Consider the following 12,494-nt stretch of genomic DNA (forward strand, 5'->3'; position numbering starts at 1 on the left):
CAAACCGCCAGCATCGCCAAAGCTCCAGTCTGGCCTTTCGTATAAGAACCTTAAAAAATTGAAACGGATTTTGACAGTCCTGGTGGCTTCTTGCTGCGCAGCAGTACAGGCCGCTCCGAACATTCCTGAAGCGCAGTTGCAAGCATTGTCTGTGCAACCCTTCTGGATATCGTTGGGCCATTATGAAACCGGTAAACTGGGCGGCTGGCGCAGTTACGTAGACGATGATGACTTCTTTATCGCCAGCAATGGTGACAGCGACCCAGCCGCGGAATTAAGCGCAACCGTCAAAGCATTGTACGCACCCGCAAAACTGGCCGATGAACATGCCCAGTGCAAATTTCCCGCACGCACCCGCTGGCTGAGCGAGCAGCTTTCACTGAATGACTTACCCAAACCGGTGTGCCAAAAGTACAGCGAGTGGATGACTGAAGTCTCGCCCAACAGCACCGTATTGGTATTCCCGGCCGCCTATCTCAACAGCCCGTCCTCGATGTTCGGTCACACATTGCTGCGTATCGATCAAGCTGACGTGGACAGCAATAACACCGCCCTGCTCAGTTATGCGCTAAATTTCGGTGCGTTTATTGAAGGCATGGACAACAGCATGCTCTATGCCTGGAAAGGCCTGATGGGCGGCTATCCCGGTTTTTTTGCAGTCGTGCCTTATCGGGAGAAGCTGGCGGAGTACCGCAGCCTGGAAAACCGCGACTTGTGGGAATACCGGCTGAACCTCACCCCGCAAGAAACCCGACGCATGATGGAACATGTCTGGGAGCTCAAGGATATTGAGTTCGACTACTTTTTCTTCGATGAAAACTGCTCATACCGCTTGCTTGAATTGCTGGAAATCGCGCGCCCCGGCATTGAGCTGACTGATGATTTTCCAATAACCGCTATTCCAACCGACACGGTGCGAGCAGTTGAAGATGCCGGGCTGATTGAACGCATTGACTATCGCCCATCCCGTGAACGCGAACTGCTGGGTCGCGCCAAGCAGCTAACAAATGACGAACAACAGTGGGTGCTGCGCTTGGCAGCCGATCAATCGACATTAGCTGATCCAGAATTCCAGCAGTTGCCCACCGAACGTCGAGCGCTGATTCAAGATGGCGCGTTCCGCCTGCTGCGCTACCGGACAACCAGCGGTGAGCGCGACTCGACCACGGCTGCTCGCAGCTTTGACTTACTCAAGTCGATTAATCAAAACCCGCCACCGCTGCTCGACCTTGAACGTCCCGACCTGCCCGAGGCGGGACATGAATCGCGCACGTGGCAGTTGGGCGCCGGCAGCCGTGGAGATGATGCCTTTGCGGAATACGGTTTACGCATGGCTTATCACGACCTCAACGACAATCTCTATGGCTTCCCGATAGGCGCACAGATTGAGATCGCCCAGCTGAAACTACGCCAGTACGAGAATAATCATTGGCAGTTGCAGCAACTCGATCTGGCAAAAATTCGCTCGCTGACGCCGCGCAATGAACTGCTGCAGCCATGGTCGTGGCAGGTTTCAGGCGGAGCTGAGCGCGTGTCAGGTAAAGATGACGATGAGTCTCTGGCTACATATTTGACTGGCGGTGGCGGTGGTACATGGCAACTGACTGACAACACCATCGGTTTTGCGTTGGCCACTGCACGGATTGAGAACAACCGCGACTTTGCCGCCTTTGTCGCTCCGGCAGCCGGTTTTAACAGCGGACTATTGTGGCGCAACCCGCTGGGCAATCTGTTGCTGGAAGGCAAGGCTGATTATTTCCATAACGGCGAGGTGCGTCGCAGCATCAACTTGACCCAACAATGGGAAATCTCACGCGACCTTGGCCTGCGCTTTAGTGCAACACGTGACTTCAGTCACATGAGTACCCCGGAAAACACTCTGATGTTAGAGCTCAAGTGGTACAACTATTGACATTGAGCGCGCAGAAAATAGGCGCTGCGGCGCAAAACATCCAAGTAATCGACTCAAGATGTTTTATGCGGCTGGCGAGGATCACGAAGCAACCTATCATTAATGCATATTCATGCCCGCTCGAAGGATCGTATGCACAAACTCTTACCTATCGGCTCGCTGTTGACACTGCTTCTGGCCAATTACACCAGTGCAGCTGAAGTACCTGAGGCCGCGCAAAGCTGTGTTATCTGCCATGGCGCGCAAGGGCAAGGCACAACACAAGGCCCCAAGCTCGCTGGGCTCTCCAGTAGTTACATGAACGCTCAGATAGAACACTTCATTTCGGGTGATCGGAAGAACGTGATCATGACGTTGATGGCGCAGAGCTTGGTTGACCTTAATGTTCGCCAACAAGCGTTGGACTACTACGCCACGCAAGGCACAGCACCGAAGCTGCATAAACGCGGTGATGTGCTCAATCAGTCAGGCGCTGAAAAGCTCTATTACCAAGGTGACCTGCATCGCTCACTGCCCGCCTGTTATAGCTGCCACGGCCCATCAGCAGTTGGCGGTGGCCTGTTTCCGCGTTTAGCCGGACAACAGAGCAGCTACCTCAAAGATCAGCTAATCGCCTGGCAAAATAAAGAGCGTAGCGGTGACCCAGACAACACCATGGGCCACATCGCCAGCAAGCTAAAAGACAGCGAAATTCAGGCCTTGGCCGATTACCTGTCAGCCATCAAGTAGAGGAGCAACCGATGCCTATCAACAAAGCGTGGCTGTTCCTGTTACTGACTGGCAGCGGTGTTGCCAGCGCTGAAAGTTTTATGGCTGACATGCAGGACGAAATTCCAGCACAACAAAAAGCCGCAAATCTGGGTTATTTCGAATCACGCGACCTGAGCAAAATCCCCGAAGGCGAGTTTGGCGATAAAGTCCGCAAAGGCTACGAGCTGTTCGTCAACACCCAGCAGCTCAAAGGCAAATACGTCGGCAACCAACTCAACTGCACCAACTGCCACCTCGATGCAGGCAGCAAAGCGTATGCAGCCCCCATGTGGGCGGCGTATCTGGCGTACCCGGCATTCCGTAAGAAAAACAATAAAGTCAGCAACTTTGCTGAACGCATCCAGGGTTGCTTCAACTTCTCCATGAACGGCAAAGCCCCGGCAGCTGACTCACCAGAACTGGTCGCGATATCGGCTTACTCGTACTGGCTGCTGATGGGCGGATTGCTCGACATGTTCGGCATGCACGATAAAGCTGTGCCTGAGATAAGCGACGCAGCCTTGCAACAAGGCGGTAATGTCGACTCGCTCAAACTGCCCGGGCCGCTAAGCGACAAGGTCAAACTCGATGGACGAGGACATATGCCGGGCCGTGCTTTTGCTGCGCTCGAAAAACCTCCGCACATCCCGTCACCTGAACGTGGCGCCAAGGTATACAGCGAGCACTGTGCCTTGTGTCATGGCGCCGAAGGTCAAGGTACAGTGATGGCGGATGTCCCGGTAATGCCTGCATTATGGGGCCCACAATCGTATAACTGGGGCGCGGGCATGCACCGGGTTAACACCGCGGCGACGTTTATCTTCGAGAACATGCCGCTGGGTAAGGCTGTGCAACTTACGCCTCAGCAAGCGTGGGATGTAGCGGCTTATATGAACAGCCGCGAACGCCCGCAGGACCCGCGCTTTACTGACAATGTAGAGACCACTGCCAAACAATTTCACGCTGATGATGACGGCTATTACGGCAAGGAGCTTGATGGCAGCGTATTAGGCAGCCAAGCCTTCCCGGCCACCACGGTGGAATAGGTTTTGTGACCGTAAAAAAATGCCGGGGCGACAATTAAACAATGCCGGGGCCACAGCTGGCCCCGGCATTTTATTGTCTGGCAGTGGACTGAACGTGACTCAACTACGCCGACTGGAACGTGAGCGCAGCTTGTAGCGGTCGCCGGGGTGAATCAGCCGCGCGTAGCTAACCAAGTGTTCATCCGACCAGGTGCGACGGACCATGCTCAGGCACGGCGTAGCGGTGCTGATATCCAGCCACTGCGCCGTTTGGTCGTCGACTAATAACGCTTCGACAACATGCTCGACATCAGAAATCGGACAGTTGGCGACCAACACCTCATTGGGCGTCTTTTGCGAGAAGTCGGTTTGCAGATAATCCGGCACCCAACGCGGGTTAACAAAGCGATCTTCCAGTTGAATCGGCACGCCACTTTCACGGTGCACCAGAATCGTATGGAACACCTCAGTGCCAAGACGCACACCTAGGCGCAGCGCCACTTCATCGTCTGCCTCAATCGCTTCGCAACGAATCACGTCATTGCTGTATGCATGGCCACGGCTAATGACTTCGGTAGCAATATTCAAGACTTCATGCAGCGACGATTCGGCTTTGCGGTCAGTAACAAAAGTACCGAGCCCAGCCTGACGGATTAGATAACCTTTTTGCACCAAATCGCGAATAGCCTTATTGGCCGTCATTCGGCTTACGCCAAAGTCGCGGGCTAATTGCTCTTCGGGTGGAATTTGATGATGGACCGGGTATGCACCGCTGCTAATACGCTCTAGCAGGTGTTCTTCAATGACACGGTAACGTGGGGTCGTGCTGGCCACGTAAATTCCTTTGGGTGGGTGCGACGTCCTGATAATACAGGCCGCGACAGATTAGGACGAGCCGCATGCGCTGCGCGGCCCAATCTGCCGTGACCTTTTCGCCTTCTAACCCTGTGACGGCAACACTTTTGCCGGGATCAAGCCAGACAGTACGCGCTGCTTGAGCAACTCGTCAGCTGCGGCGATATCGGGGGCAAAAAAGCGATCCTCAACGTAGTAAGGCACCACATCTCGCAACACCTTGCGCGCTTGCTCCAACACTTCAGAGCTTTTCATGCCCGCACGGAAATCCAGGCCCTGACACGCACCCAGCCATTCAACCGCCAACACGCCACGACTATTGGCCGCCATCTCCCACAAGCGCTTGCCAGCAGCTGGCGCCATTGATACGTGGTCTTCCTGGTTGGCCGAAGTTGGCAAGCTGTCGACACTGTGCGGATGCGCCAATGCCTTGTTCTCGCTGGCGAGTGCCGCAGCGGTCACCTGAGCGATCATAAAGCCTGAGTTGACGCCGCCATTGGCTACCAGAAATGGCGGTAGCTGCGACATATGTTTATCCATCATCAACGAGATACGCCGCTCACTCAAGGCGCCGATTTCAGCAATCGCCAGCGCCAGGTTATCCGCCGCCATAGCCACCGGTTCAGCGTGGAAGTTGCCACCCGAGATCACGTCACCTTCAGCGGCAAACACCAGCGGATTATCCGACACCGCATTGGCCTCAACCGCCAACACTTCTGCGACCTGGCGCAGCTGCGTCAGACAAGCGCCCATGACCTGCGGCTGACAACGTAACGAATACGGGTCCTGCACCTTGTCGCAAGCTTCATGGGAGCGGCCAACTTCACTGCTCGACTCGAGCAGATAGCGATACACCGCAGCGGCATCAATCTGCCCTCGCTGGCCGCGTGCATCGTGGATTCGCGCATCAAATGGTGCACGTGAACCCAGCATGGCCTCAACACTCAAGGCGCCACAGACCGAGGCAGCAGCGTACAAGTCCTCGGCCTCAAACAGGCCGCGCAGCGCATAAGCGGTGGAAACCTGGGTGCCATTGAGCAACGCCAGTCCTTCTTTTGCCGCTAGAGTCAGCGGCTCCAACCCGGCAATCGCCAGCGCCTCTTTTGCTGGCAGCCATTCGCCGCGATAACGGGCTTGGCTTTCACCAAGCAACACCAAAGACATATGCGCCAGCGGTGCGAGATCACCCGATGCACCCACCGAGCCCTTGAGCGGAATATGTGGATAAACCTCGGCATTGATCAGCGCCAACAACGCATCAATAACCTTGCGACGGATACCCGAAAAGCCACGCGACAGGCTGTTGACTTTAAGCAGCATGATCAAACGCACCATGGCGTCATCCAATGGCTCACCAATACCGGCGGCATGCGAAAGCACCAGCGAGCGCTGCAGGTTTTCCAGATCTTCCGTGGCAATACGGGTCTGCGCCAACAAGCCAAAACCAGTATTAATTCCGTAGGCGGTGCGGCCTTGATTGAGAATGCCCTGGACACAGGCGACACTGTTTTCAATGCCTTGATCAGCACTGCTATCAAGCGCTACATGCTGCGCTTGCTGATAAAAATTACGCAACTGGGCGAGGTTTAACTGGCCCGGCACCAAGGTTAAAACAGACATAATGGTATCCACTCAAAGATCGAAATTCGGCAGAGCCTGACGCAAGGCGAACAGCGTGTTCACGTCGCGCAGCACTTCATAGGTGTGACGAATATCTTGATACAACGGATGTTCTTCTTCATAACTGGCCACCAACTCGCGCAGCAAACCCCATGCGCACCCGGTGCCTTGGCCGAATGGCCGGATTTCAATAAAGTCGAAAGCCTGAGCAGCCAACAGGTACTCAATCGCCAACACGTGAAACGCATTTTCAATGGCTTTATCCAACTTCAGTGCCGCGCTTTCACCCAAGCTCAGGTGGTCTTCTTGCAGCCCGGACGTCAGGAAGTTATCAGTGACTGCTGGCAATGCCAGACGCTTGTTATCCGCAACCAATGAAGCTGCGCTGTATTGAGCAATCATCATCCCTGATTTAACCCCGCTGCCCTTGGTCAAGAACGGCGGTAGTTTGTTGGCCTGCGGGGTCACCAAACGGTAAGCCCTGCGCTCGGAAATACTGCTCCACTCGCACACCGCAATCGTCAGCAAATCACAGGCCATGGCCACCGATTCACCGTGCGGATTGGCTTGCGAAATAATCCGGTATTCTGCACCGTCCTTGACCACCAACGGGTTGTCGGTGGCAGAGTTCAGTTCATCGCTGACTTGACGCGCAGCATGCTCCAGCTGATCACGGCAGGCGCCATGCACTTGCGGAATTGCGCGCAGGCTCAAGGCGTCTTGCAGGTGCGTGCCTTGACTCTTGGCCACGACTTCACTGCCGGCTAATAACTGGTGCAAGTTGGCCGCAGTCTTTTGCATACCGGTGTGAGCTTTACGTTGAATGGCCGCTAGACTGATCGCGTCGAACTGACAGCCCAATGCCTCGAAACTCATCGCCGCGACCACATCAGCGCAGCTCGCCAGATGATAAGTGTCAGCCAGGGTCAAACAGGCCAAGCCGGTCATCGCTGGCGTGCCGTTGACCAAGCACAAACCGTCCTTGGGGCCTAACTCGACTGGCTGCATATCGATACTGGCCAGCGCCTGACTGGCCGTGACGATTTGCCCGGCATATTCGACATCACCGATGCCCAGCAGCGCCAGGCCAATATGCGCCATGTGTGACAAGTAACCCACTGAGCCTTGCCCCGGAACCACCGGCGTAATGCCTTGGTTGAGCAAATTCAGCAGGCCGTCGACCACCGCGCCACTCACCCCGGAATAACCGTGGCTGTAGTTAACCACCGCGCAGCACATGATCGCCCGCACCTGCTCGCTACGCAGCGGTGAGCTCACGCCGCAGGCATGACTCATCAGCGTATGTCGCGATAGCTTGCTCAGTTCGCTCGGGGCAAACACCACATCACACAATGCACCAAGGCCGGTGTTGATGCCGTAATGCGGCTTGCTCGAGTTGGCAATCGCCAACACCGCTTCACGGGCTTCATTAACCCGCATCCAGCGGTAGGCAGACAACTCCATCCGCGCCCCGAAGCGCGCTACGTTAACAACATCGGTCCAGGTAACGGACGCTTCGCTGAGCAGTACATCAGGCAATGGGTTGTTCATTTACTGCACCTTGCTGCTCACGACTGTCGAACACTTCAGTGTCTGGTGTTTCCTTTTTGAAAACGAACACTCGAGCGGCCGAAGCAGCGATAAGGATAAATAGAAACAGCACGGTGAAACCACCAGCTGCCGCGAGATACTTGATGCCATCGACGCCCTGCGCACCGCCACCGTAAGCGACCATGATGAAGGCAATCGCACTGATCGAAAGACCCCAGATAATCTTCTGCGACTTGGGCGATTCTTCATCTGCACGAATGTTCTTGGTGCAGATTGAAGCGATGGTCGAGGTCATGGAGTCCGCCGCCGTGGCGAAGGAGATAATCAAGGTGAAGATCGCCAGTGGCACCAACAGACCTGACATCGGCAAGTGCTGCAAGAAACCCCACAAGCCAGCTACAGCGCCGTGATCGGTAATAACCTTGATCAAATCGAGGCTGCCATCGAGCTGCCACTTGATCGCCGAGGCACCCCAGATTGCGAACCAAACCATGCCGAACACCGATGGCAGAATCCAGTTGATCAGCAGAAACTGACGCAGTGTGCGTCCGTATGAGATTCGCGCTAAAAACAGCCCCATCAACGGTGCGTAGGCAATCCAGATCGACCAGTCATACATGGTCCACCACGTCACCAGTGCCTCGCCGCCAGACTCCTTAGTGTCAAACGACCAGAGGAAAAAGTTATCCAACCAGTAACCGATCGAAGTCACCGACAGGCTGAAGATATAACTCAGCGGCCCGACGATCAGCAGAATCACCACGAAGGCGTAGAAAATATAGGCGTTGATTGAGGACAAGAACTGAATGCCGCGCTTGAGCCCCGACAACGCCGAGGTGACAAACACAGCTGTAATTACCAGCGACAACACCAGCCATGTCATCGGGCTTGATTGAATGCCGTACTGCGATTCAATCCCCGAGCTAATCAACGCCAACCCCGCCCCAAGCGACGATGCCAGGCCCAGCGCGATCGCCAGTACCGAGACAATATCGACCAGCGACCTAACCAGTGGCCGCTTACTATGCGCACCGATTACGGGCGACAAGGTTGAGGCAATCGAGAAGTCTTTTTTCCGGTTGTAATGCATGTAGGCGATCATCAAGCCGACAATCGAGTACATCGCATACGGAATAAAACTCCAGTTATGGAAACTACGCGCCAAGGCAAAAATCGCAGCTTCTGCGCTGTTTGGCGCAAACGATTGATTAGCAATTTCACCATAGATGTTACCCAGATAAATGATGGGTTCATTGACTGAGTAAGTCACCACGCCGGTCGCAATCCCGCCAGTCAGAGCCATCGCAAAGTTGGAGGCAACTGAAAATGTCGGTTTTGCATTGGCGCCACCAAGGCGGATATCACCAGCCTTGGAGAAGAAGATGTAAGCCACCAGGCCCAGCACCGAAATCGCTAACAACTGATACAGCCAAGCAAAATCGGAGAGCGAAAAATAGAAGACGTCCTTGGCCACGCGGACCAACAACTCGTTGTTGAACAAGCCAACCGCTACCGCGATAACAACGACCAGAAATGTCGGGATAAAAACACTACGATTCAGGCTTTTTTGACTATTGGAGTGCATTGTTGTCTGCCTTATGGGGTGTTGCATCCATTACCCCGCCACTGGTGAGGTTCACCAGTGGCGGGGTCCTAAAGCTTAGCGGTCGCCTAGCATAGGTAAATCAAGCCCTTGCTCCCGCGCGCAATCTGCGGCGATATCATAACCAGCATCGGCATGACGCATGACTCCAGTACCCGGGTCGTTACGCAAAACGCGGCCCAGTCGAGCGCGCGCCTCAGGCGTGCCATCCGCCACGATAACCACACCGGAGTGCTGCGAATAGCCCATGCCAACGCCGCCGCCGTGGTGCAAAGACACCCATGTCGCCCCGCCAGCAGTGTTCAACAGGGCGTTGAGCAGCGGCCAATCAGACACTGCATCGGAGCCGTCGAGCATGCTTTCGGTTTCGCGGTTAGGGCTGGCGACCGAGCCTGAATCGAGGTGATCACGACCAATTACCACAGGCGCTTTCAGCTCACCGCTGGCGACCATGTCATTGAACGCTTGAGCAAGACGGGCGCGGTCTTTCAAGCCAACCCAGCAAATACGAGCTGGCAGACCTTGGAAGCTGATGCGCTCGCGAGCCATGTCCAGCCAGTTGTGCAGGTGCTTGTCATCCGGGATCAACTCTTTGACCTTGGCATCAGTTTTGTAGATGTCTTCTGGATCACCAGACAGCGCAACCCAGCGGAACGGACCAATGCCCTGACAGAACAGCGGACGAATATAAGCGGGCACAAAACCCGGGAAGTCGAACGCGTTGTCGACACCCTCTTCCAGTGCCATCTGGCGAATGTTGTTGCCGTAGTCGAAGGTCGGAATCCCCATGTTCTGGAATGCCAACATTGCGCTCACGTGCTCAGCCATCGACTGCTTGGCGGCTTTGACCACCGCGTCAGCATCGGTCAGTGCACGGTCGCGGTACTCTTCCCAACTCCAGCCTTTTGGCAGGTAACCATTGAGCGGATCATGCGCACTGGTCTGGTCGGTGACCATGTCCGGACGCACACCTCGACGTACCAATTCAGGAAGAATTTCAGCCGCGTTGCCACACAGAGCAATAGAGATGGCTTTGCCTTCAGCTGTGTATTTGCTGATACGCGCCAAGGCATCGTCCAGGTCTGATGCTTGCTCGTCGACGTAACGGGTCTTCAAACGGAAATCGATACGGCTCTGCTGACATTCGATATTCAGCGAGCAGGCACCGGCCAGTGTTGCGGCCAATGGCTGAGCGCCGCCCATGCCGCCCAAACCTGCGGTGAGCACCCAGCGTCCGCTCAGGTTGCCGTCATAATGCTGGCGACCGGCTTCAACGAAGGTTTCGTAAGTGCCCTGAACGATGCCCTGCGAGCCGATGTAGATCCAGCTACCGGCGGTCATCTGGCCATACATGGCCAAGCCTTTGGCATCGAGTTCGTTGAAGTGTTTCCAGGTCGCCCAATGCGGCACCAGGTTGGAGTTGGCGAGCAATACACGCGGTGCGTCGGCGTGGGTTTCAAATACACCGACCGGCTTGCCCGACTGAATTAGCAGCGTTTGGTTGTCTTCAAGGCGGGTCAGCACTTCAACGATTTTGTCGTAGCATTCCCAGTTGCGTGCCGCACGACCAATCCCGCCATAAACCACCAGCTCATTCGGGTTCTCAGCTACTTCAGGGTCGAGGTTGTTCATCAGCATGCGCAGTGGCGCTTCAGTCAACCAGCTTTTAGCGGTCAGTTTGCTGCCACGTGCAGCGCGGATTTCAGTATCACGGAAGAGGCTCATAACAGGCTCCTTTAAAGTAGCGTCAAGGCTTAAATAAGGTTGAGTGAATGCACCAGGTAAGCCAGCGGGATGCTGAATACCAGGCTTAAAACAGTGCGCTGCAGCCAGACCAACAACAGGTCACGCAAGCGCAGGGGAATCCGCGTGGCAAGCACACAGGGAATCGATGCAGAGAGGAACAGCACGCTGCTGACCGAAACGATGGCGACGACAAACTTGACCATCACCTCGGCATCTTTGAGCAGTATTGCGGGGAGAAACATTTCGGCCAGACCCGACGCGATAGCACCGGCGACCTGCATCGGATCACTGACACCCAGCAGCCATGTCAACGGGTAAAACAGCACACCCAAGGCATCAAAAACCGGGGTGTATTTGGCGGCCAGCAAACCCAGCAGCCCTACCGCTAGGATGCTTGGCAAAATGGCTGCGGTCATACGCAAACCATCAACAAAGGTTTCACGCAACGACAGCCACAAAGCCGGTGCCTGGCCAGCTTGCGCAAGGCCTGCATTCCATGCGCTGGCAATACGGCTTTCACCCACTTTAAGCGCTGGCTCTGGGCGGCTCTCGTCAGGTAACTTCGACAGCGGATAGATGCGCGCACTCACCGCAGTCACGCTAAAGGTGACCAGCATTGCGCTCCAGAAATACAGGTTCCAGCTGCCCATCAGGCCGAGTGTCTTGGCGATGATGACCATGAATGGCGCCGACACGGTGGAGAACCCCGTCGCGATTATTGCCGCCTCGCGCAGGCTGTAATGGCCTTGTTGATACATGCGATCAGTAATCAGCAAGCCCACCGAGTAGCTACCGACAAACGAAGCCACCGCATCAATCGCTGATTTGCCCGGCGTGCGCCAGATTGGACGCATGACTGGCTGCATCAAAACACCAATCAATTCGAGCAGGCCAAAGCCAATCAGAAATACCAGCGCCAGCGCGCCCAGCGGTACGATCAGGGCAAGGCTCAACACCAGTTTATCGAACAGAAACGGCAGCATACCCGGTGCATAAAGCGCTTGCGGGCCGATGCGCAACACATACGCCACACCGATCAGCAGTCCACAGACCTTGAGCACGCTGAACACCGTGGTTGTCAGGTCCTTGCGCCAGCTACCACTGAGCCAGGGCTGCAATGCGCCATACAGCATAAACAGCAGAGCGATGACGATGACCAGCGGCCGGGCATTGGCTTGCAAGGCACTGGCAGCATGGTCGAGAAGAATGGTTGAGCGCCCACCGATGGTGAACGGCACAAAAAAAATCAGCAGACCAATAAAGCTGTAACCCAACAGGCGCGCCAGGGCTCGTGGCTTTGACACGCCAGTCGTTAGCGATAGTTGTTCACTCATGACAGCGCCCCTGCGAAGGACTGCAGGACGGTTTCGCCTGGGTTAGCGAAAACACTCATTGGGTAATTCCTCACTGTTGTTTTTGTTGGAGAAATAGC

The 12,494-nt window shown here is 55.4% G+C and carries 9 protein-coding genes; 3 read left to right on the forward strand and 6 right to left on the reverse strand.

Going from position 1 to position 12,494, the window contains the following annotated elements:
* The first annotated feature begins 58 nt into the window (after nt 1–58).
* The 3 genes from B9K09_RS18465 (at nt 59) to B9K09_RS18475 (ending at nt 3,708) form a co-directional block, all read left to right on the forward strand.
* Nucleotides 59–1,912 (forward strand): DUF4105 domain-containing protein, encoded by a 1,854-nt coding sequence (locus tag B9K09_RS18465; protein WP_087518192.1) that lies wholly within the window; start codon nt 59–61, stop codon nt 1,910–1,912.
* 132 nt (nt 1,913–2,044) lie between these two features.
* The gene (locus B9K09_RS18470; protein WP_087519159.1) at nt 2,045–2,641 is read left to right on the forward strand and encodes a c-type cytochrome; all 597 of its coding nucleotides are present in this window, start codon (nt 2,045–2,047) and stop codon (nt 2,639–2,641) included.
* Between the two features lie 11 nt (nt 2,642–2,652).
* Nucleotides 2,653–3,708 (forward strand): c-type cytochrome, encoded by a 1,056-nt coding sequence (locus tag B9K09_RS18475; protein ID WP_087518193.1) that lies wholly within the window; start codon nt 2,653–2,655, stop codon nt 3,706–3,708.
* Nucleotides 3,709–3,807: 99 nt separating this feature from the next.
* Here the strand turns inward: B9K09_RS18475 and hutC are convergent, their stop codons facing one another.
* The 6 genes from hutC to B9K09_RS18505 form a co-directional block, all read right to left on the reverse strand.
* Nucleotides 3,808–4,521 (reverse strand): histidine utilization repressor, encoded by a 714-nt coding sequence (gene hutC, locus B9K09_RS18480; RefSeq protein ID WP_087518194.1) that lies wholly within the window; start codon nt 4,519–4,521, stop codon nt 3,808–3,810.
* Nucleotides 4,522–4,626: 105 nt separating this feature from the next.
* Nucleotides 4,627–6,162, reverse strand: a complete 1,536-nt coding sequence (gene hutH / locus B9K09_RS18485) for a histidine ammonia-lyase (protein ID WP_087518195.1) — start codon at nt 6,160–6,162, stop codon at nt 4,627–4,629.
* A 12-nt stretch (nt 6,163–6,174) separates the two neighbouring features.
* Complete coding sequence (gene hutH, locus B9K09_RS18490) at nt 6,175–7,713, reverse strand: histidine ammonia-lyase (RefSeq protein WP_087518196.1); 1,539 nt, start codon at nt 7,711–7,713, stop codon at nt 6,175–6,177.
* Nucleotides 7,694–9,298 carry a BCCT family transporter gene (locus B9K09_RS18495; RefSeq protein WP_087518197.1) on the reverse strand — a complete coding sequence of 535 codons (1,605 nt, stop codon included), beginning with the start codon at nt 9,296–9,298 and terminating at the stop codon, nt 7,694–7,696. Before B9K09_RS18495 ends, hutH (B9K09_RS18490) begins: the two co-directional genes overlap by 20 nt.
* Before the next feature lie 75 nt (nt 9,299–9,373).
* Complete coding sequence (gene hutU / locus B9K09_RS18500) at nt 9,374–11,041, reverse strand: urocanate hydratase (RefSeq protein ID WP_087518198.1); 1,668 nt, start codon at nt 11,039–11,041, stop codon at nt 9,374–9,376.
* Between the two features lie 29 nt (nt 11,042–11,070).
* Entirely contained in the window at nt 11,071–12,396 is a 1,326-nt protein-coding gene (locus B9K09_RS18505) for a YjiH family protein (RefSeq protein WP_087518199.1), read from the reverse strand.
* Between the last annotated feature and the right edge of the window lie 98 nt (nt 12,397–12,494).

The sequence above is a fragment of the Pseudomonas sp. M30-35 genome (genome assembly GCF_002163625.1).
Taxonomy (GTDB): Bacteria; Pseudomonadota; Gammaproteobacteria; order Pseudomonadales; family Pseudomonadaceae; genus Aquipseudomonas.